The 20,586-nt window shown below is 56.0% G+C and carries 19 protein-coding genes; 1 reads left to right on the forward strand and 18 read right to left on the reverse strand.

What is annotated here, in order from left to right:
• Positions 1-2,003: 2,003 nt before the first annotated feature.
• A complete protein-coding gene (locus LHW45_04100) occupies positions 2,004-3,152 on the forward strand; it encodes a class I SAM-dependent RNA methyltransferase (protein MCB5284758.1) in 1,149 nt (382 codons plus the stop codon).
• Positions 3,153-3,156: 4 nt separating this feature from the next.
• On the opposite strand, the gene LHW45_04105 is transcribed toward LHW45_04100, so the two are convergent.
• The 18 genes from LHW45_04105 to LHW45_04190 form a co-directional block, all read right to left on the reverse strand.
• The gene (locus tag LHW45_04105; protein ID MCB5284759.1) at positions 3,157-3,942 is read right to left on the reverse strand and encodes an MBL fold metallo-hydrolase; all 786 of its coding nucleotides are present in this window, start codon (positions 3,940-3,942) and stop codon (positions 3,157-3,159) included.
• A gap of 4 nt (positions 3,943-3,946) precedes the next feature.
• Positions 3,947-4,897, reverse strand: a complete 951-nt coding sequence (locus LHW45_04110) for an HD domain-containing protein (protein ID MCB5284760.1) — start codon at positions 4,895-4,897, stop codon at positions 3,947-3,949.
• 6 nt (positions 4,898-4,903) lie between these two features.
• Positions 4,904-6,805, reverse strand: coding sequence for a T9SS type A sorting domain-containing protein (locus tag LHW45_04115; protein ID MCB5284761.1), 1,902 nt, complete (start codon positions 6,803-6,805; stop codon positions 4,904-4,906).
• Positions 6,802-7,704 (reverse strand): bifunctional riboflavin kinase/FAD synthetase, encoded by a 903-nt coding sequence (locus LHW45_04120; GenBank protein MCB5284762.1) that lies wholly within the window; start codon positions 7,702-7,704, stop codon positions 6,802-6,804. Before LHW45_04120 ends, LHW45_04115 begins: the two co-directional genes overlap by 4 nt.
• A gap of 4 nt (positions 7,705-7,708) precedes the next feature.
• Positions 7,709-8,572 (reverse strand): tRNA pseudouridine(55) synthase TruB, encoded by an 864-nt coding sequence (gene truB / locus LHW45_04125; protein MCB5284763.1) that lies wholly within the window; start codon positions 8,570-8,572, stop codon positions 7,709-7,711.
• Positions 8,565-9,572 (reverse strand): bifunctional oligoribonuclease/PAP phosphatase NrnA, encoded by a 1,008-nt coding sequence (locus LHW45_04130; GenBank protein MCB5284764.1) that lies wholly within the window; start codon positions 9,570-9,572, stop codon positions 8,565-8,567. Before LHW45_04130 ends, truB begins: the two co-directional genes overlap by 8 nt.
• 69 nt (positions 9,573-9,641) lie before the next feature.
• A complete protein-coding gene (rbfA, locus tag LHW45_04135) occupies positions 9,642-10,130 on the reverse strand; it encodes a 30S ribosome-binding factor RbfA (GenBank protein MCB5284765.1) in 489 nt (162 codons plus the stop codon).
• Positions 10,130-12,772, reverse strand: coding sequence for a translation initiation factor IF-2 (gene infB, locus LHW45_04140; GenBank protein MCB5284766.1), 2,643 nt, complete (start codon positions 12,770-12,772; stop codon positions 10,130-10,132). The genes rbfA and infB overlap by 1 nt, the downstream gene beginning before the upstream one ends.
• Positions 12,753-13,118 (reverse strand): ribosomal L7Ae/L30e/S12e/Gadd45 family protein, encoded by a 366-nt coding sequence (locus LHW45_04145; protein MCB5284767.1) that lies wholly within the window; start codon positions 13,116-13,118, stop codon positions 12,753-12,755. The genes infB and LHW45_04145 overlap by 20 nt, the downstream gene beginning before the upstream one ends.
• Positions 13,118-13,387 carry a DUF448 domain-containing protein gene (locus LHW45_04150; GenBank protein ID MCB5284768.1) on the reverse strand — a complete coding sequence of 90 codons (270 nt, stop codon included), beginning with the start codon at positions 13,385-13,387 and terminating at the stop codon, positions 13,118-13,120. Before LHW45_04150 ends, LHW45_04145 begins: the two co-directional genes overlap by 1 nt.
• Positions 13,387-14,622 (reverse strand): transcription termination factor NusA, encoded by a 1,236-nt coding sequence (nusA, locus tag LHW45_04155; GenBank protein ID MCB5284769.1) that lies wholly within the window; start codon positions 14,620-14,622, stop codon positions 13,387-13,389. Before nusA ends, LHW45_04150 begins: the two co-directional genes overlap by 1 nt.
• Positions 14,619-15,095, reverse strand: a complete 477-nt coding sequence (locus LHW45_04160) for a ribosome assembly cofactor RimP (protein ID MCB5284770.1) — start codon at positions 15,093-15,095, stop codon at positions 14,619-14,621. The genes nusA and LHW45_04160 overlap by 4 nt, the downstream gene beginning before the upstream one ends.
• A gap of 356 nt (positions 15,096-15,451) precedes the next feature.
• The gene (locus tag LHW45_04165; GenBank protein ID MCB5284771.1) at positions 15,452-15,718 is read right to left on the reverse strand and encodes an SUMF1/EgtB/PvdO family nonheme iron enzyme; all 267 of its coding nucleotides are present in this window, start codon (positions 15,716-15,718) and stop codon (positions 15,452-15,454) included.
• Complete coding sequence (locus tag LHW45_04170) at positions 15,682-16,731, reverse strand: RNA-directed DNA polymerase (Reverse transcriptase) (protein MCB5284772.1); 1,050 nt, start codon at positions 16,729-16,731, stop codon at positions 15,682-15,684. The genes LHW45_04165 and LHW45_04170 overlap by 37 nt, the downstream gene beginning before the upstream one ends.
• Positions 16,724-17,062: a diversity-generating retroelement protein Avd gene (avd, locus tag LHW45_04175; GenBank protein MCB5284773.1), complete on the reverse strand. Its 339-nt coding sequence runs from the start codon at positions 17,060-17,062 to the stop codon at positions 16,724-16,726. The genes LHW45_04170 and avd overlap by 8 nt, the downstream gene beginning before the upstream one ends.
• The gene (locus LHW45_04180) at positions 17,046-17,486 is read right to left on the reverse strand and encodes an HRDC domain-containing protein (protein ID MCB5284774.1); all 441 of its coding nucleotides are present in this window, start codon (positions 17,484-17,486) and stop codon (positions 17,046-17,048) included. Before LHW45_04180 ends, avd begins: the two co-directional genes overlap by 17 nt.
• Positions 17,487-17,619: 133 nt before the next feature.
• Positions 17,620-18,957 (reverse strand): SUMF1/EgtB/PvdO family nonheme iron enzyme, encoded by a 1,338-nt coding sequence (locus LHW45_04185; protein MCB5284775.1) that lies wholly within the window; start codon positions 18,955-18,957, stop codon positions 17,620-17,622.
• Between the two features lie 10 nt (positions 18,958-18,967).
• Complete coding sequence (locus LHW45_04190; protein ID MCB5284776.1) at positions 18,968-19,378, reverse strand: T9SS type A sorting domain-containing protein; 411 nt, start codon at positions 19,376-19,378, stop codon at positions 18,968-18,970.
• Between the last annotated feature and the right edge of the window lie 1,208 nt (positions 19,379-20,586).

Raw genomic sequence — 20,586 nt, forward strand, 5'->3', positions numbered from 1 at the left:
ATTCCAGCCTCCCGTCATCCCGCGGCTGGGGCAGACCGGGTAACCACCCACGGCATATGGCCTGCCAGGCTACTCTGGATATGGCTTTGAGGCCATCCAGCGTGGCTGCTGCGAACGCTTCTTCGATGACTTCCGCGTATCCGAGGAAACCGCCGCCCAAGCCCTCTACCTCTGCGACTTCTACTTCAACACCACCATCCCCTTCCTGGAGATCGTGAGCGAACAGGACCGCCTCGCCGGAGAACGCAAACTGGTGGACCTGCTGGTTAGCAAATACGGAACACCAGTTTCAACTGGTCGGACCGCCGGATTCATCCGGAAATCTTCTGCTGCGTACCAGGCCTGTCAGTCCATCGGCAAAAACCGGATGAATCCGGTGGACCGACCGGATAAATCCGGTGTTCCGGTTCCCACGGAATTCGCTGACTGTCCTCTCCTGACGGCTTCGAGAGTTTGATTGACATATTTACCGCCATCAGTTCGTCAGATTTCTGTTCCATGAACCATTCTTTCACAACCCTTCACAAATGGCTGTGAATAGTTCTAACCCTTTATAGAAAAGGGTTTGAAGCCATTCTTTCACAAAATATCGGTACTCCTCTCTCTCCGGGATAGAGTCCTTGTGCATTATGCTAATCTTTATATTATATATTAAACTATGATACATATATTATCTATATCTATATATATGACATATGGTTATACATCTGCATCAGGGATTCCTGCATCATTGCTGCGGCGGGAGGGGAGTAGCGAATTTTTGTGAATGGTTAGCCTGTAACGCTGATCAGTAAAGGATTAGAACTATTCACAACCGTTTGTGAAGGGTTGTGAAGAGTGTGAATTTGCCCATTGTGATTCTTGATCCCTTCCCTCCCCTAAAGCCCCGCAGGGGCGATACATCTTAGCCCGGGGTGGAAACCCCGGGTCACCAATACAAATGAGGCAGATCAGCCCCGCAGGGGCGACACATCTTAGCCCGGGGTGGAAACCCCGGGTCAAGGGGACATAAATAGGTTACGAAGCCCCGCAGGGGCGACACACTAACCTAATCTGTTATTTTGCAATCATTTGTGCCGCCCCTCCGGGGCTTGCATTCATCCTATGTCTCCACACCCCAGGGTTCCGCTGCGCTTCACCCTGGGCTAAGTTGTTACGCCCTCTGGGCTCAACCCCTTCCCGCCCCTCGATCCCCCACCCATGTCCAAGCAACGTCCAAGCCATGCCCGAAACCGGAGATCGGCGGGACGTCAGCAGCGCGTGGGGAGGGCGGACAGAAGCGAGGGAGGCCAGACAGAGCCCCTTGTGGGCGACAGAATCCCCCGTAAATTATATCGCTCGCGAGGGGCTTATGTTTTCTTTGGGCTACGATCCCGAGGGGCTTGCCTCGCTGCGCTCGTCCGCATCCTCGCTATCGTTCTGCCGCCTCTGCGAGGCTTGTCATTGCCAACCAACGCCCCGAACCCGCGTCATTCCGGAACGCAGTGACGGAATCCAGCCCTGGCGGGAATAGCCCAACCCAGACTCAGGCCACCTCGGGGTCCGAAATCATCGGCGTAACGCAAAACAGCATAATCACAACACGGAGGCACGGAGACACGGAGAAAAGAGGAAAAGGTGGTGGTTGGTCGGCTTAGCCTGGCGAACGGCGAACGCAGAGAGCATGGGCGAAAGGATATTTTGGCGGTAACATGCTTTGTTGCCGGCGATGCTCGTGACTCACTCGAAGCCAGCCCCCACGCTCCCTCCCTTCCACCCCCTCTTTTTCTCTGAGCCTCTGAGCCTCTGAGCCTCTGTGTTAAAAAATTCCATGGGAGGAACCACATGAAAGTCTGCTCAAGAACATGCTCAAAGCCTACCGCGGCGCATGTGACGGATCGACCTATTACTACAATCCCCGCGGAACTTCCCGGCCCACCCCGACGCTGGGATGACGGCGTGGGCGCCCCCCCCTTCGTCCCGATTTTGATTGACAAACCGGCCCTTTCTTTTCGTCTGGAGTGATGAAAACAATTGAGTATCAAGAAAAGGGAAGCTATTTCGCGATAGTGGCGGGAAGTTTGGAGCGCCACGCGGCGGCGGAACTGGGCGAACTCGGCGCCGGGGTGGGCCGGGAAGTTCCGCGGGGACTGCATTTCAGTTGCGATCAGGAAACGCTGTACCGGGTGCTTTACACATCCAGGCTGGTCCAGAGGGTGCTGGCGCCGCTGGCCACCTTTGCCTGTCCAGACGAAAAACTGCTTTACCGCAAAGCGCGGGACCTGATCGATTGGGCCTCGTTGTTTCCGGTGGACACCAGTTTTGGGATCCAGGCCAACGTGAGTTCCAGCAGGATCCGGCACTCGCTTTACGCGGGCCAAGTGCTCAAAGACGCCATTTGCGACAGCTTTCGCGACAAAACCGGGCAGCGTCCGGATTTCAGCACCAGGCAGGCACCGGTGAATTTCAACCTCCACCTCCACGCCGACCGGGCCACCATTTCGCTGGACCTCTCCGGCGTGAGCATGCACAAACGCGGCTACCGCAAGGCTGGCGGCGCCGCCCCGCTGCAGGAAACCCTGGCCGCCGCGATGATCAGATTGTCGGGTTGGGATGGCTCCAGAAAACTGCTGGACCCCATGTGCGGCAGCGGGACCATTCTGGCGGAGGCTTTGATGCATTTCTGCCGTGTCCCGGCGGCCTGGCTGAGGCAGGACAGCGGTTACCAGTTTTTGCCAGACCACTCCCCGGACCTCTTCAAGAAAGTGAAAGCAGCCGCCGACGCGGAGATCCGCCCCCTGCCGGAAGGCCTGATCCAAGGTTCAGACATGCACGCGGGCAATGTTCAGACCGCCAGGGAAAACCTGGCCCTGCTGCCGGGCGGGGACAGAGTCGAGCTGCAAGCCTCCCGGTTTCAGGACCTGGGGCGGGAAAGCGGCCGCTGCGTGATCTCCAACCCGCCTTACGGGGTGAGGCTGGAGGACAGCAGCAGCGCGGAACGGCTCTACAACGAACTGGGGGATTTCCTCAAGCAAAAGTGCCCGGACAGCGAATCCTACATCCTTTGCGGCAACAAAAACCTGGTGCCGCAACTGCGGCTGCGGGCGCACTGGAAGAAGAATCTGAAGAACGCGGATCTGGAAGTGGTGCTGGCGAAGATCGTGGTGCGCTAGGCACTCAGATATTCAGCAGGGGGGTGTGCCGATACTGGTCCGCCACCAGCAGTTGAATGTCGCTGCGGATGGTTTGCAAATAGGCGCGCATGGTTTGCAGGGCCAGCTGCGGATCGTTGTTGATCTCACTGAGGTGGGCCAGGACAAGGTTTTGCAGTCCGTGATGCATCACCTGGCTCACCACACCCACCGCCTGGAGGTTGGAAAGGTGGCCGTTGATGCTTTTGATGCGCTGTTTCAGGGCCCAATCGTAGGGTCCGTTCATCAGCATGCGCTCATCGTGGTTACTCTCCAAAACCAGGGTGGTGCAATGTTTCAGCTTGTTCACAGCCAGCGCGGTGGGAAAGCCCAGATCGGTGGCCACGCCCAGCTTGCGTTCATCGTCACCGTTCCGGGTGAAAGTGAAGTTGCAGCTGTCCGCGGCGTCGTGGGAGGAGGCAAAAGGATGGATCTCCAGATCGCGGATGCTGAAGCCGCGGCCGGTTTCGAAGTATCTGACGCCGGCGGGAAGATCGCCGAGGCGGTGGGCGCACTGGTCCAGCGTGCCTGCATTGATGTAGAGCGGAATTTTGAGCTTGCGGGCCAGGACCCCCACCCCGCGGGTGTGGTCCGAATGCTCGTGGCTCACCAGCACGGCCTTCAGCTCGTTGTAGCCAACGCCCAAGGCGTCCAGGGCCGCCAGGATGGTTTTGGCCGCCACTCCAGCATCCAGCAGCAGCGCCACTTCGCCGGTGCGCACAAGGACGGCGTTGCCCTTGGAACCGCTCACCAGCACCGAGGTTTGGAACATCCGCTCAGATCTTGGTGAGGTGGTAATAGCGGTTGTTCAGCTTGTCGTATTCGCTCCAGACAGCGTTTTCCGGTGCCGCTTCCAGCATCTGGGCCACGCCCACGCTCTGGGCGTCCAGGTTGTCGCAGAGGTGCAGAACCAGCGCCTCGAGGGTCTGGGGCAAGCGCACGGAGGCTTTTTCATATTCGCCGTGGTGGGCCAGGATCATGTGGCGCAAATTGAGCAGGATGTCGTCAGGAAAACCGGTGATCAGCCTGGCCTGTTCGCAGATGTACTGGTCGCTGAGGCTGAGATGGCCGATCAAGCGCCCCACTTCGGTGAAATCGATCGCGGGTTTGGCGTTGTATTCGAAGATCTTGCCAAAGTCGTGCAACAACGCTCCGGAGAGCAGCAGGTCCCGGTTCACGGGATACATCACCGAAACGAAATCGCAGAGGGTGGCCACGGACACAGTGTGTTCGATGAGCCCGTGCATGTAGTTGTGATGCCAGCCTTTGGCCGCGGGGGCCTGCAGAAAACGGGCGAAGACCTCCTTGTCGTCAAAGACGGCGCGCAGCAGCTTGTGCAGCCAAACGTTCTCCACCTTGTCTACAAAGGCAAAGAACTGCTCCGCCAGGGCGTCCGGATCCTTCTTGCTGCGGGTGACGAAATCCTCGATCCTGTATTCGGAGTGGTCGGCAAAGCGGACCTGGGAAACATTCAGCTGGATCTGTTCCTTATAGCTGTTCACCAGGGCTTTCAGGTGCACCACGTCACCCGCGGCGAAAGTTTCGCTGATGTTTTTGGCGTCTTTCCAAACATTGCCGGCGATGGTGCCGCTGCGGTCCTGCAAACGCAGGCGCAGATACTGGTCGTTCTTGCCGTCGCGCAGTTCCTTTTCCGCCACCAGATAGAAGCCGTTGATCTCTTTGCCGAGGTGGTCCTTGAATTCCGAAATGTCGATGTGGTCAGTCATGATGGCTCACTTTATGATGTTTATTTTTTTGAAAACCGTGGTGGTCCCGCCACGGGGCAGGGCGATCTGAACGCGAAGCAGATAGATCCCGGAAGCGGGAAATTCGCTGGCGGCCAAAGTGATCTCCGGCTGGCCTGCCTCCAGGTCCATGATCTTCTGTCCGCGGAGGTTGTAGATCTGCAGCGGGCCCAGTTTTTGCCCCTTGTCCAGGCAGATCCGCAAACAGCCGCCGCCCCGGAGCGGGTTGGGGCTGATCCGTAGTTCCGGAACTGGCTGGACCTCGTCCTGCGCGGCAACTACATCCACGATATCGCTGTAGGCGGAATAGAGGATCCTGCCGCCGCCCGCAAGCTGCAGCCAGTAATAGAGGCGGTAGTTTTGGGCCAGCTCGGCCAGGGAAAGGTCGCTTAGCGACAGGTTGAAGTTCAGCCTTATCTCCTCGCCCGCGCCCAGAGGGCCGTTCAGCGGGGCGCCGTGCGTGATCCAGCGGTCGATGACGAAGCGTTCCGCGCCGTCGAAAAAAACTTTTTTGAAGAGCCCCACACTCAGGCGGGAGGAGTTGATCAGGTTATATTCGGTGGCGGAATTGTAGAGCAGGGTGTTGGCGTTGGACAAGGTCAGTTCGGCGCTGAGCAGATCGTTCTGGGCGATGTGCTCGAAACGGCAGTTCGAGGACGAAACGAAGCTTTTCAGGTCCTGGGCGGTCAGGCAATGCTGCTCATACTGCGTGCCGTAAGCGGGCGAAAACCCGTTCAGGCGCAGATCTCCGTTCACGGCCGTGCGGGGCAGGGAGTTGAAGCTGTACCAGTTGAATCTGATCTGCGCGGCCACATTGGCCAGGGAATCGCTGAGGATGGGAAAATAGTTCAGGACATGAACGTCCGGAAAAGCGTAGGGATCCTGGATGGTGGTGATCTGGGCGGAACTGCCGTTGCGCAGGAAATTTTCCACCAGCCAGACAGGATAGGCCTCGGCCAGGCTGAAACGGTGGATCACGCTGCTGTTGTTCGCAGTGGGCTCGCCAACCGCCTGGGCGCTGCTGAGGGTTGCCCGCAGTTTCAGCTGCAGAGGCTGGTCCGGCAGGATGAACTGGTGATCGGCGAAATTGGGGCTTTGGGCGTTGAAAGCATACTCCGAGCGCGGCGGGATGGGATCCACAACCAGCAGGGAATCCGCAAAGGCGAATCCCGCCAAGGGCGATGAGTAGTTGATCAGGACCACGGCGTCGCTGATGGGGAGGTCGGAATGATTGAAGATGGTGAAGCTTGGCCCCACCATTTGCCTGGGCTGCAGCACGCCCTCCAGCTCCAGATCCGCCAATTGCAGATCCGGGGCATTGAGCACGAAATTCCCGGCCAGGCCGAAGAGCAGCTCAGCGCCAAAACCGGCCGTGGCCAGGCTTTGGAAATAAGGGTTGATGCTGTTTGTATTCCAGTAATAGCTGTGCTCACCCCCACCCGCGGACGCGGCCACAAAGCGGTTGGCAAAATTCGTGGCGTAGGTGACCACCAGCCAGAGGGAATCGCCCTGCACTGGGTTCGCGAAAGGGATCTCCACCTGATTGGCCATTACCGGCACTTTGGCCCAGGCCAGGCTGGCACCAGGCCCTCCGTAGGAATCCGCAAACAATTCCACCCGCACCGAATCACCCGTCTGCGGCAGCCAGAGAAGAGCTTTGTCAACTGCAAACTCGCTGGCGAATGTTTCCGGATAGACCTCCGCGAAATTGAAGCGCACCGCCCAGATGTCAGCGCCGTAAAAATGATAGTCGTCGCTGCCGTTGTGGTAGGCAAAATTGTATTCCCTGTCTTCAGCGGGCCAGACGTTTTGGCCGCTGCCGGGAAGCGTGCCCAGGGCAAAGGATAGGCCGCAAAGCAAGCTCAGCGCCAGGATCAGGCAGAGTTTCACAGCTTCCCCTTCGCGATCAGTTCCCGCGCCCGCTGCAGATCATGCAGCATGGCCTCGCGCAAAGCGTTGATTCCGCTGAACATCTTTTCCTCCCTGAAATACTGCAGCAGTTCCACGGCCAGCGGAACGCCGTAGATCTGCCGGTCAAAATCCAGAATATGGGTCTCCACAACAACATTTCCGCTGTGTTTCAACGTTGGGCTGAAGCCGATATTTGTCAATCCAAAAAAACTGTCTTCGCCCAGACGCACCCGGCTGAGGTAAACCCCGGCTTGGGGCAGCAATTGCCGGGCGTCCTCCAAACGCAGGTTGGCAGTGGGAAATCCCAGGTCGCGGCCCAGGGCGGAACCGCCCGCTACTTCGCCAAACAGGGTGTAGGGCGCGCCAAGCAGCCGGTTGGCCTCCGCCAGATCGCCCAGAGTGAGCATTTCCCGGATCAGGGTGCTGCTCACCACCCGGTTGCCGTGCTGCAGCGGCTCCACAAAATGAAGCTGGTAGCCGTAACGGGCCTGGTGTTCCTGCAAAAAGGCGTAGTCGCCCCGCCGCTGGTGACCGAACTGGGAATCGTAACCCAGCACCATGGCCGCGGGTGCGAAACGGCCAATGATCTGCCCCTGCAGAAAGTCTTCCGCGGAAACGCGGGCCAGCTCCTCATCAAAATGGAGCAGCGCTACTTCATCGACCCCCAGTTCCTGCAGCAGTCTTGCCTTCTGCAACGGAGGCAGCAGCAGGCGGGGATGCAAGCGGCGCTGAAGAACCTCGGCGGGATGGTTGTCGTAGGTGATGACCACGCTTTTTAGCTGGAGCTGCAGCGCCACAGCGATGAGTTCGCCAATGAGTTTGCGATGGCCCAGATGCAGGCCGTCGAAATTGCCTATGCTTAAAACACTGTTTCGCATTTTGTTACACAAGGTTGATCACGGGCTGGACGAGGTTTGAAGCCCGTCTGGCCACACCGAGGATGGCGTCGCTAGAGTCCAGAAGCAGGATGCGTTCCGCGTCCGCGCCTTCGCTGCCAAAAGCCTGGCCGTTTCTCAGCGCGGCCAATTCGGCTGCCTGTGGCTGGAAAAACTCAAAGCCCGTGAACAGCTGCCGGGGCGGATGGAAAGCGGACTGGAAATTCTCGGGGGTCAGCGCGTCAAGTTGCCAGGCTTCATCCAGCCCCACCGCGCCGATGGCCTCACGCCGCAGGGCAACAGTGTGTCCCACCGTGTTCAGGCAGCCGGCGAGGTATTCGCTTAAGCTGCGGATGTAGGTGCCCTTGGAAACACGGCAAACATAGCGCAGATCGGGAGGAGAGTAGCTCAAGACCTTGAATTCGCTGATCATTACAGGGCGCGGGGCAAGTTCCAACAGCTCACCCTGGCGGGCGTAGGCATAGGCCGGGCGGCCGTTCACTTTCAGGGCTGAATGCTGAGGAGGACGCAGTTCCCGCAGCCGGGTCACCTGCTGCAGAAGGCAAGCCTCATCCACCTGGTCCGGAACCGGGCCATCCAAGCGCACAAACTCGCCCTCGGTGTCGCCGGTATTGGTCTGGCTGCCCAAGCGCAGGGTGGCGCTGTAGCTTTTATCCTCCGCCTCCAGATATTTGCACAGCCGGGTGGCAGGCCCGAGCGCGCAGATCAGCAGTCCGGTGGCAAAGGGATCGAGGGTGCCGGTGTGGCCAATCTTCCTGATCCCAGTGATTTTTCGCAGCCTGCGCACCATATCGAAGGAGCTGCAGCCCGCGGGCTTGTCGATCAGCAGGAATCCGCTTGGTTCAGGCATTCGCCGGGAGATCGCGCAAAGTTCGGTCCAGCTTGTTCAGAATATCGGCCTTGAGCGTGTCCAGATCGCCGCGCAGGTTGGCCCCGGAAGCGCTTACATGGCCGCCTCCGCCGTAGGAGGAGGCCACCGAATTCACGTCGAATCTGGGCGAGCGCAGGCTGAGCTTGTACTCGCCGGGCTTTTCTTCCCTCAGGTAGGCCACGATGTCGATGTCCCGAACGCCCTGCACCCAGCGGGTGATGTTCATGATGGAATCGGCCGTGAGCTTGTTGCGGGTCTGCATGTCCAGGGTGGAATACATGTAGAGAACGCGGTCTCCGTTGTGCAGCTCGATGGTGGAGAGCACTTCACCGATGTAGCGCATCTCCAGGGCTTCGTGATTGAGGAAATACTGCTTGTACAGCTTTGCCGGCGAAATGCCCAGTTCGCCAAGCTCCGAGGCGATGCGGAAGACCTCGGCGTCGGTGTTGGCATTGATGAAATTGTTGGTGTCGTTGATGATGGTCACATAGATGCAGTTGGCCACGGCGATCCTCACGTCCTCCGGCAAAGCGGCTATCTCGCTCTGCAGGGCCCTGTGGATGATGGCCCCGGCCGAAACGGCGGAGGTGTCCACAAAGCTGAAATCGGTTTTGATGACGCCGTTTTCCGGAACGTGATGATCGATCAGGATCACGTGGCGGGAAGACCGGATCAGGGCTTCACGCTGGGCCACCCGGCTGTAGCTGTTGCAATCCAGCACGATCAGCAGATCGTAGCTCATGCCCTCTTCGTGGGTGAGCACCGCTGCTCCCTCCATCAGGAAGGCAAAGCGTTCCAGATGCGAATCCGGGTCCACGACAATCTCGCTGGACAGGCCCCGGGCCTTAAGAATCTTTTGCAGGGCCAGGCTGGCCGCGAAGCCGTCACCGTCGGGTTCCACGTGGGACATGATGCCCACCGTCCGGCCCGGAAGCAGTTCGGCCAGAAGTTTATCGTGCAGTTCCTGTGTGTTTTTCATGTTGATTTCCCCCACCTTGGCCCGCGCCCGGGTTGGCACAGCCAGAAACGGGTTCAGGGGCGGACGGGCCTATTTGTCCTCGTCTTCTTCCTCTTCCTCTTCCTCGATGAACTCGTTGTAGAGCTCTTCGTCTTCGTCCACGTCGTAAACGTCGTCTTCGTCCAGATAGTCGTCCAGGTCGATATCCGGGTCATAATCGTCATCTTCGTCACCGTACCTGTCTTTGAGCGAGGCCAGCAAGACGTCAACCGCCTCGGCCCGGTCCTCGGTCTCGTCATAGAAGAAGGTCAGTTCGGGAATGGTTCTCATGATGTGTGCTCCTGCGATTTGTTTTTTGAGGAACCCCGACGTTTTGATCAGGTGTTCCCTGATGCTGGCGTGGGTGGCGGGGTTGTTGTAATGCGAAAAATAGAGCTTGGCGTATCTAAGGTCCTTGGAAATGACCACGTCCGTGATCGTCACCCAATCCAGCGCGGGATCCCGCAGTTTCTGGCTGAGGGCGATGTTGAAGAGCTTTTTGAGCTCTTCCTGCAAACGGGGTATGCGGTGCGATTTCATCAGAGTTTCTTGGCCACCTCTTCAAGCACATAGCATTCCAATACGTCGCCTTCCTTGATGTCGGAGAAATTCGCCAGGGAAAGGCCACACTCTGTTCCCGCCTTCACTTCGGCCACATCGTTGGCATAGTGCTTCAGCGAGGAAAGGTCGTCTTCCGCCACCAACACGTCGTTGCGGTAGAGGCGAACCTTGCAGACCCTTCTGATTACGCCGCGGTCCACCTGGCAGCCGGCGATGGTGCCCACTTTCTTGATCTTGAAGACCTGGCGGATGGTTGCGGAGCCGATCACGGTTTCCTCGATGCTGGGCTTGAGCATGCCTTCCAGCGATTGGCGCACGTCGTCGATGGCGTCGTAGATCACCTGATAGAGCTTGATCTCCACGCCCTCATCCTCTGCGAGTTTGCGCGCGAGCTGGCTGGCCCGCACGTGGAAGCCAATGATCACGGCGTTGGAAGCCGAGGCCAGGCTTACGTCAGCTTCGTTGATCCCGCCCACGCTTTTGTGGATGATGCTCACCTGCACCTCATCGTTGGCGATCTTCTCCAGGGAATCGGCCAAAGCTTCAGCGGAGCCGTCGGTATCGGTTTTGATGATGATGTTGAGCTCGTTGATCGCCTCTTCCTTGATGCGGGCGAAGATGTTCTGCAGCGAGGACTTGTTCTGGAATTTTTCGCGTTCCAGGCGGATGTGGGTCCGCTCGGAGCTGATGCTGCGGGCGGTTTTTTCGCTTTCCACCTGGTTGAGGACGTCGCCGGCCTTGGGGGTGTCGTTCAGGCCGTAGATCCTGCCCACGTCCGAGGGATGGAGTATCTTCACATCCAGGCCGCGTTCGTTCTCGATCTTGCGGATCCTGCCGTGGGTTGCGCCGCAAACAATAATGTCGCCCTTGCTGAGGGTGCCTTCCTGCAAGAGCACTGTGGCCACCGAACCCATGCGCGTGTCTTTGGCGGATTCGATCACCACGGCCAGCCCGGGTACTTCCCGGCGGGCTTTGAGTTCCATCATTTCAGATGTCAGCAGGATCAGCTCGATCAGGTTCAGCACCCCTTCCCCGGTCACCACCGAGGTTTTGCACCAGGGCACCTCTCCCCCGTATTGTTCCAGCAGCACCCCGTAATCCAGCAATTGCGCGACCACCCGGTCCACATTGGCATCCGGCAGGTCGATCTTGTTGATGGCGATGATCAGATGCACCCCGGCGGCTTTGGCGTGGTCGATGGCTTCACGGGTTTGGGGTTTCATGCCTTCGTTGGCCGCCACCACGATCACGGCGATGTCCGTAACGTTGGCGCCGCGCGCCCGCATGGCGGTGAAAGCTTCGTGGCCGGGTGTATCCAGGAAAGTGATCTTGTTCTTGTTGATCTCGATCTGGTAGGCGCCGATATGCTGGGTGATGCCTCCGGATTCGCCCGCCACGATGTTCGTGTTGCGGATGTAATCCAGGATCGAGGTCTTGCCGTGATCAACGTGGCCCATGATGGTCACCACAGGCGCCCGGGGCTCTTCCGCGACATCGCTGTACTGCTCTTTTTCCCGGTCCAGAACGTCTGTTCCGAACTCTTCCTCAAAGCGGAAGGGAACCTGGAACTCTTCGCAGATCGTTTCCAGCGAATCGCGGTCCAGCCTCTGGTTGATCGTCACCAGCTGGCCCATGGCGAAAAACTTGCTGATGATCTCACCCGCGGAGAGATTCAGGATCTTGGCCAGTTCGCTCACGGAGGTGAATTCCCGGATCACGGCCAGGCCGTCGCCGGTGTCCTCGACCAGTTGGGCTTCGCGATGGTATTTTTTCTTTTTGCCGGTCTTTTGCAAAACTTTCTTGATATTGCGGGAAATCTCGGCTTCGTCGGCTTCGACCAGCGGAACTTCCACCTGTTTGCCTTTTTTGGCCGTGCCGATGATGGCTTTTTTGTGGCGGCTCTTGTCGCCCAGATCGTCGTGGCTCACCTTGGTTTTGCCGAATTTTTTGCTTTCGGGTTCTTTAACGGCCACCACTGGCGGGGCGGAATCAGGCGCTCCGGGCTTTTTGCGCGGCTCTTCGGCCCGCTTTCTGGGGTCGGGCTTGGGCCGGGCGGCGCCTCTGTCGTCCGGACGTTCCAGATAGGATTTGGGCCGGGCCGGTTTGCTGCCCCGGGGCTGGACCGGAGTGGCCTGGGTGTAGGGAACGATCACGCGGTGTTTGGGAGCTTCCTTGGTGGGAGGAACGTATTTTTCGGGCTGAGGCCGCGCTTCCGGCGCCGCTTCCTCTGGTTCCGGCTGAGGTTCTGGCTGCGGTTCAGGCTGGGCTTTAGGCTTGGCTTCCTGCTCCGGTTCCGCTTTCTTGCGCCCCTTTTTCTCTTTCACGGGCTTGGCCGGAGTTTCCTCCGCCACTTCCGCCACTGGAGCTGCTTGAGGCACGGCCGGTTCGGTCTTGCCGGTCTTGGCGGCCTGACGCATTTCCATCAGACGCTTTCTGTCCTTTTCCGCTTTCTTTTCGGCGTCCATCTGCTCGTTGTATTTTCTGCGGATCAGGTTCGCCACGTCCTCTTCGATGAGGCTCATGTGGCTTTTTACGATCACGTTCAGGTCGGTCAGGTGCTTTTTCAGCGCCATGGTGCTGATCTTCAGTTCCTTGGCCAGTTCATGTACTCTTATTTGCACTTTGTTCCTCCACTTTGGCGATGCTGTGATGATACTCCAGCATCCGGGTGGCAAATTGTTTGTCCGTTATTCCGTAGATCCCTGTGATAGGTACGCCCAACGCTGCGCTCAGCTCTTGCTGAGTGCCGAGGCGAAGAATGGAAACAGATGATCCGGCTTGCTGAACAGCCGCTTCGATCCGGGCAGCCGAGCGCTGCGCCGTGTCCGTGGCGATGATGATCAGCCGCAGGCCCCGGGAATGCAGTTCCCGCAGGCAGGCGTCCGCTCCGGAGATTAGTTTCCCGGCTTTGCGGGCAAACTGCATCAGGTTGATTATCTTGCGCGTCAGTTCGTGGCCGCTGTCCATCACTGCTTCCCCGCAGAATTGAACATGGCTTCCGAGCGTAGATTGAATCTGCGCTTCAGATGGTTCCGCTTCCATTTGTCCAGGCCTTTCAAACAGTCCGGCTGGGGGCAGACGTAGTTTTGGCGTCTTTGCACCCGGCGCCGCGGATCGAACACGATGCCCTGAGGCAGAACGAAGAAGCTGAGGAGTTCCCCGGCTTCCCTTTTCGCCCGGCATACCACACAGGTGCGCTGGGGCACATGGTCCGCGTGACTGTTTTGGTTTGGCATCAGAAATATTTGGCGGCTTCCTTGAGCCGTTCGGCGGTTTTTTGTCCCACCCCTTCCAGGTTGCAAAGTTCCTCCACCGAGGCGGCGTAGATGTCCTGGACGGAGGTGTAGCCGGATTGGCGCAGGATCTCGGCGATCTTGGCGGTCACGCCGTCCAGATCGGTGATATGGCTCACCGTGCGGCGTTCCTTGGCCATTTTTTCCTCAAATTCCTCCAGGGTGAAGATGTCGATCTTCATCCCGGTGAGCTTGGCGGCCAATTTCACGTTTTTGCCGCCCTTGCCGATGGCCACCACCTTGTCTGCCTCTTCCACGATCACGCTGGCGGCGCGGTTGCGCTCGATGATCACGCGCTTCACTTTTTCCACGCCCAGGGCCCGTTCGATCATCTTTTCCGGATCTTCGTCGTGCACCACGATGTCGATCTGTTCACCGCGCAGCTCCTTGCGGATGCTGTCGATGCGGGCGCCCCGGGGACCGATGCAGACGGCCACTGGATCCAGCTTGGGATCGGTGCTCAGCAGCTCCACCTTGGTGCGGATGCCGGGTTCGCGCACTATTTTCATGATCTTGATCGTGCCGTCGTAAACTTCCGGGATCTCCGCTTCAAAGAGCTTCTTCACAAATTCCGGATTGGTGCGCGAGAGGATGATCGTTACGTTGGACTGGTGGGTGCGGATGTTCGTCACATAGGCTTTGATGTTGTCACCCACGCGGTAATATTCGTTCTCGATCTGCTCATCGGCGGGCAGCAGCGCGTCCGTGTAACTGATGTCGATGCGGTAACCGCCGGTGTCGTCGATGGTCTTGATCTTGCCGCTGACGATGGTGTTCTTCTGTTTGTTGAAATCGCTCTGGATCTTCTCTTCTTCCAGCAGGCGGATCTTGTCCTGGATCGCCTTTTGGGCGGTCTTGATCAGTTTGGGCTCAAACTCGTGCATGGCCATGGTTTTGGCCACGAACTGCCCCAGCTCCACACCGCTGCCGTGCAGCTGTCTGGCGTCTTCGAGCGAAATCTCGCCCAGCTTTGTCTCGGTTTCCACCACCTCGCAGAGGTAGCGGGCCTTGATGGTGCTGGAGGCCTCTTCGATGAAGATCTCCAGTTCGTTTTCAGGCTCGAGTTTCTTGCTCAGCGTGGCGTGGATCGCTTCCACGATCATCTCCTGGATCAGTTCCTTGTCCAGCTGCTTAATGGCGGCAAGCTTCACCACGGCGTCCAAAATGTTCGCGTTCATTCCTGCTCCTCCCGCTTCGGTGTGGCGAGATAGACTGTCTTGGCCCGGGAGATCGATTTCAGCGCGATCTCCACCCTGCTCCCCCGGTCGTCCAGGATCACACTGTCCTGATTGACCTCGGTCAGGGTGCCCAAAGTGGAGTTTTTTTGCTCTCCGTCGCCCCATTGCACCGCCACCTTCTCGTTGATCGCGCTCACCCAATGGCTTTTCAGCTTCAGGGGGCGTTCCAGGCCGGGTGACGACACTTCCAGGAAATAGCGGTCCGGGATCAGGTCAAATTCCTCCAGCTCCGCCCCCAGGGCGCGGCTGAATCTGGCACACTCATCCAGTGTGACCCCACCGATCTTGGTGAGGTAAATCGTGATGATGCGCCCCTTGCCGGACATCTTTTCATCGAGGTCGTACAGCGCCAGATGCTGCTCCTGGCAGATCCGGCGGGCAATGTCTTCGACTTGCGGACGGTAATACTCCATCTTGCTTCCTTTACACACTCATTTTGCGTCAAAAAAAATAGCTAACTTCCGTAGCTATTTGTCCTTACAAAGGCAATTCTATTATCTGCAAATGCGGCCTTTGCACCGCTTTCCAAACTGACGGTCATTTTCTGGGCGGCTGTAATGGTGTCAAGCGGAATTTTCGGCCGCGCCTTATCCGTGACCGGAGATGGAGATAACTGCCAACCTTTATAAGTATCAAGTAAAATTGCAAATAGTAGCACTTTCGTTGCAAATCACCGTTAATAGTGAGACCCCTGTATCAGGTTTTACAATGAAGGATCTATATTTCTTACGTCTTTTAGGTTTCATTCTAACCCGCAGCCTTTCGACACTCAAGCTACCGGGCTGCGGGTTCGCTTTCTTTTTTTGTCCCTTGTTCGGGAGCAGGATGGAAATCTGGATTTCCCTGTATGACCTGCCGTGAAACCAGGACAGGTTCTCATTATGAAGATACTGAGACAGCGGAAGCCTATATTGTTGTTCGTGTTCGTAGCGTTGTTGTTGTTGTTACGATTCGAAACGGTGCAGTTGTTGGCATTGTTGTTCCAGCTGCCGCCGCGTTTCACACGGTTTGATCCGCTTGCTGATTTCCACCCCAAATTGATCTTGCAAGATGGTTGCTGTTCGCAAAGCCGATGAAGCCCATACGGCTGCGAGTACTTTGATAAAGCGTTTCTGCCTCGATCACCCCCCTCATGAAAGCTTTTTCAGTCTTTTCGATCCCTTTGACGCACCTTTGAAGGTTTTCGCGGCGCAAGCGCAGCAATTTCGGGAAAATCCGGTATCCCAGGAAAGGAATTCCATTTTGTGTCCGGTTGATTTGCACAGATTTGGGCTTGATATTCAGATCAAGATATTGCGATAGGAACGCATCTATTGAAGCAAGTGCTTGCTTCAGCTTTTCCGCTACATCCGAAAACAGTATGAAATCATCCATATACCGCACATATGCGGAAAAGCCAAGCCGCTGTTTGACATGGTGATCAAGTTTGTTAAGATAAACATTGGCAAAAAACTGCGAAGTGAGATTTCCCACCGGCAGTCCCCTTGCTCCATTGCCCGGGCAAGTGCCATATCCTTTCATGCTTTCGGTTTGGTTGCCCAGGATTGTTGCGCACAGCGAAAGCACCTCCTCATCTTTGATCTTGCGCCGGATCAAGCCAAGCAGGATGGCATGATCCACGCTGGCAAAGAATTGCTCAATATCCAGCTTCATATACCATTGATGTTTTCCAGCATAGTTTTGCGCTGAGCTTACTGCCAAATGCAAACCTTTGTGTTTACGGGTGGCATAAGAATCCTTGATGAATATTGTCTCAAAGATGGGCTCAATGATGTTTACCAATGCGTGGTGCACAACCCGGTCCCGAAATGCAGCCACACTGATGACCCTTTCCTTGGGCTCCCTAATCATGAAATATCGATAGGGCCGGGGCTGGTAACGATGCTCTTTCAGCTCTGCCTGCAAATCAAACAGATTCTTCTCGCAATTGAACATCCACTCAGAGGTCTCTTCCTTGCGTTTCTTGTGCCGGCAAGCTTTTTTATAGGCCAGATACAGATTTGACCAAGAGGTCAATTGATCGTAGAGAAAACCAACCCGTTTAGGCACTTTTCAGCCAGCCCCCAACCATTTTGCCACTTTCCAGCAGCTCCCGGCTGATATACACATACTGGCTCTCGCTGAGGCGTTGCATCTTGAAGGACATCTGTAGCAGTGCCCGCAGCAGGTCCAGCTTCAGATTAATCCTTTGCAGGATGTCCCGCTTCGACGCACTGTATATGGCCTGCACGATCAGCTCCAAAACTTCCAGGCAAGTGTTATCTATCTTTTGGGACAAGGAATAGCGCAAGTTCTTCGGAAAGCGCTCCGTCCTTGCCATTATCCAGGGCACAATATCCATCCATTTCACGTACAGAGGATAGTTATTCTTGCTTGTCAAGCTCCACCTCCTGCAATATGCGGATTATTGTCTCGCCATACTTATCCGCCTTCTGCTTCATTCCCTTGATCGCCACAAAATCAGCTTTGGCACGCGGCTGCCGCTTCACTATATCATGAATCTGGGAATTATACATGATAATATATGCCGGAATCCCTTCACCTGATGCCAATTCATTGCGCCAGTCCCGCAAGGCCTCATACTGCGCCAATTCCAATTCGCTCAGATCGTCCGTGCTGGTCTTTCCCCTGGCTGGCTTGCGGGAAACATACTCGATGAAAAAAGAATAGTAGATCTCCCCATTGCTGTTGATGAACTCTTTTTCTATCCGGACAATGCTTTGCTCCGCACAAAACTTGTTGAAATCATCATCCTCGAAGCGTCCATTATCGCGATCGAAACGCACCAACATCAGTCTATACATCTAACTCTCTTTAATATTTATTACATGGCGGCAGGGGGAAAAATCCCCCTGCACCCCCTTGTTTACTTCCGCCTCAAATCTTGTTCCCTTCGCTTTGTAGCTTGCAAAAGGCAAAAAGGACAAAAACCAAAAATCAAGGGGAAACCCTGAGACAGCGGAAGCCTACACTGCCGTGCGTGTGCGTAGCGTAGAGGTTGAGGTACCGACCCGAAACGGTGCAGTCGCCGGCACTGCTGCCCCAGCTGCCGCCGCGTAACACACGGTCCGATCCGCTCGCAGGACCTGTCGGATCTGTATAATTGCCGGTGGGATAATTGCCATAAATGTCCCAGCACCATTCCCACACATTGCCAGACATGTCGAAGGTGCCAAGCTCGTTCGCTGCTTTTTCTCCAACATCGTGGGTCCGGAAGCCGGAGTTATTATAATACCATGCCACCGCGTCGATATCGTTGCTGCCGCTATAGGTGTAGCCCTGGCTCTGGTTGCCCCCCTTGGCGGCAAACATCCATTCCATCTCCGTGGGCAGGCGGTAGCCGTTGGCGCTCCAATTGCAGCTTACATTGGTGTGGTTGGTGTATAAAGTATTCCATCCGGTAGGCCAGTTGTCCGGATTCGTGCCATAGCTGCTGTAGCTATAGCAAGGCGTAAACCCCTCCTGCATGCTCCTGCGGTTGCAGTATTCGATGGCGTTGAACCAGGAGACTTGCTCCACAGGACGATTGGGGTTGCCGCCAAAGTATGAAGGATTTGTCCCCATCACCGCTTGGTATTCATCCTGAGTCACCTCGTATTTGCCTATGTAAAAGGATGATAGCGTCACTGTGTAGTATGTGGTGGGATTGAAAGTGCCACCGGGGACAAAGATCATCTGGGATGGTAAGGATGTTATGGTGTAAGTCGCGCTGGCGATGGCGCTGGGTATCCAGCCTGGCTTGAATCCTTTTGCCTTCAACGTAAGCGTCGAGCCAACAATGATCGGGTTGGAATACAGCAGCGAAGCGGAATCGGGCTCGCTGCCATCCGTGGTATAGCGGATCGTGGCGCCATTTGTGGCGCAGGATATGCTCACAGTTTGCGCGGAGTCATAACTGCCACCGGGAGGATCGAAGACAGGTTGCGCCACCTCTCCCGCCCCGTCGTCGGCGAGCACTTTCACACGGTAATTGTTGCCGTTGCCCACGCCGTCCAGACCAAAAAACCAGTTGATCTGATACTGGGCGCCGTCCGCCGTGGCCGCTATGGTCCCATAGTCTCCACTGAGGGAGGTGGGAATGATGGTGTAGCTGGCCCCGCCGTCATTGGATACCCGCAGTGAGACTTCGCAGGGCAGGTTGTCCGGGTGGGCCAGGCGATAGCTGATCAAAACCACATTACCAGTCTGAGCGGCCATTACGTTCGTTACCGCCGGGGCTGCCGACAGCAGTCCGGCTGCCATAAGTGCAGTGATAAGTAAGAATAACTTTTTCATGACGCCCCCCTCACTTTAGCAGCACCAGTCTGGCGCTGGAACTGTGGCTGGGGGACTGAAGCCTGAGCAGATAGATCCCGCTGCCACAGATATTTCCCTGTGGGTCGCGTCCGTCCCAGACAAAGCTGTGGCTTCCGGGGAAATAGGTTTGGGAACGGACGAGCTGCCCGCTGAGGTTGTAGATGCCGCAGGTGGCGGTTTCACCTGTCTTGACGTTTAGGTTTACGCGGGCTTGGTCGCCGCTGCGGAAGGGGTTGGGGCTGGCTGGTCGCATCCAGGTGTTTTGAGCGTCCGGAGGCAGGATGGATTCATCCACCGGGGTGCCTGTGATGGTGAAAACATTGGATATGCCTTCCCCGATGAAGGCGTTCAGGCTCCCCACGAAAATGAGAAGCGCCAGGAATATTAGAGCTCTGTTCATGTCATTCTCCTTGATAATTATTATGCCTGATCTCTGTCGATAATTGGCGTCCGGGAGCGCGAAGACTTGCGGAACACCAAGCATAGGTTGCTGACCTTGGAAGTGTGCATTCTCCGGCTCGAAACGGCGAAGAAAACCAAAAGTGCTCATGTGAGAGTTGTTTTGGCCATTGTTCCTCCCAAATTTTTTAATATGTCATAACAGATGTTGATGAAGCAGTTGCGAACCTACTTCAAGGTCACCGTCAAACATCTTTGTGGCCAGATACACTTGCCGTTCAGGAGCCAGAATAGCGTCCTGGACCTGCTTGCATGCTGTTCCCAAACGGCTGTTAAGTTGTGTGTGTATGTAGACGCACATTCGAATCCATGTCAAGCAAAAAATGCTGTGCCCTCCCCCTTTTATCACATGAGATTACTTTATGCCTGGTGAATTTATCGCCAGAATCAGGGACCAGCCAATGATTTGAAAATCTGTAACGGCGACAAGCAAGGTGGGCAAACAACCCAATACATTAAGCTTTTATATCTTACGCCCACAGGATGATCCTGGCTGATACCCCCGGGTGAGATTGATAGCATAATTCGTTGGACCCAATTCAGACCGGGAGTTATTTACTGATGCAGGAAAACGCACCACCGGCACAGTGGAAACAATGCGCTAATAGTTTTTAAAAATCCGATGGTCTGAAAATACCCCAAAATCAGTCCAAATTTATAGAAACCCTGATACAGAAACATCCAAAAACGTCCAAAACCACTGTGACACAGTCTAAAGTCAGTCCTATGCATCTCGCCAGCCCATAGACATTTACGACCACTGTGACAGGTGATACCCATTTGCGGATTTGGGTGATACTTTATAAACCTCTTACGTCTTCTGTGCTGACAAAAAGGAATATCCGGTCAGAATGATTTGAGCGATTCCATCTCTTCATCAATTCCTTACCATACTCCCGATGCATCAATTCATCAGTTCCTTTCCACACGGTTTCGGAGTTCGGTTTCAATACAACAGATAATGCCGGGTACTAATCTACATCTTTACCTAATAATCTACCTACCTTAACTCCTAAATCCTACTAAGACCTTTGCACATAATCCTCAGGGTCTGGTGAAAAAGTAAGAGCATTTAGGATCAAAAAGTAGTTTTTGAAATCTGCAAATAATTCTTGACAAAATAGATAGGCTCATATTTTGTCACTCTAT

It is taken from the genome of Candidatus Cloacimonadota bacterium (genome assembly GCA_020532085.1).
Classification (GTDB): Bacteria; Cloacimonadota; Cloacimonadia; order Cloacimonadales; family Cloacimonadaceae; genus Syntrophosphaera.

Excerpts from the sequence above, each read along its gene's own strand:
- LHW45_04100 (MCB5284758.1), top strand. The coding sequence starts at position 2,004 with ATGAAAACAATTGAGTATCAAGAAAAGGGAAGCTATTTCGCGATAGTG.
- LHW45_04105 (MCB5284759.1), bottom strand. The coding sequence starts at position 3,942 with ATGTTCCAAACCTCGGTGCTGGTGAGCGGTTCCAAGGGCAACGCCGTC.
- LHW45_04110 (MCB5284760.1), bottom strand. The coding sequence starts at position 4,897 with ATGACTGACCACATCGACATTTCGGAATTCAAGGACCACCTCGGCAAA.
- LHW45_04120 (MCB5284762.1), bottom strand. The coding sequence starts at position 7,704 with ATGCGAAACAGTGTTTTAAGCATAGGCAATTTCGACGGCCTGCATCTG.
- truB (MCB5284763.1), bottom strand. The coding sequence starts at position 8,572 with ATGCCTGAACCAAGCGGATTCCTGCTGATCGACAAGCCCGCGGGCTGC.
- LHW45_04130 (MCB5284764.1), bottom strand. The coding sequence starts at position 9,572 with ATGAAAAACACACAGGAACTGCACGATAAACTTCTGGCCGAACTGCTT.
- rbfA (MCB5284765.1), bottom strand. The coding sequence starts at position 10,130 with ATGAAATCGCACCGCATACCCCGTTTGCAGGAAGAGCTCAAAAAGCTC.
- LHW45_04145 (MCB5284767.1), bottom strand. The coding sequence starts at position 13,118 with ATGGACAGCGGCCACGAACTGACGCGCAAGATAATCAACCTGATGCAG.
- LHW45_04150 (MCB5284768.1), bottom strand. The coding sequence starts at position 13,387 with ATGCCAAACCAAAACAGTCACGCGGACCATGTGCCCCAGCGCACCTGT.
- nusA (MCB5284769.1), bottom strand. The coding sequence starts at position 14,622 with ATGAACGCGAACATTTTGGACGCCGTGGTGAAGCTTGCCGCCATTAAG.
- LHW45_04160 (MCB5284770.1), bottom strand. The coding sequence starts at position 15,095 with ATGGAGTATTACCGTCCGCAAGTCGAAGACATTGCCCGCCGGATCTGC.
- LHW45_04180 (MCB5284774.1), bottom strand. The coding sequence starts at position 17,486 with ATGTATAGACTGATGTTGGTGCGTTTCGATCGCGATAATGGACGCTTC.
- LHW45_04185 (MCB5284775.1), bottom strand. The coding sequence starts at position 18,957 with ATGAAAAAGTTATTCTTACTTATCACTGCACTTATGGCAGCCGGACTG.
- LHW45_04190 (MCB5284776.1), bottom strand. The coding sequence starts at position 19,378 with ATGAACAGAGCTCTAATATTCCTGGCGCTTCTCATTTTCGTGGGGAGC.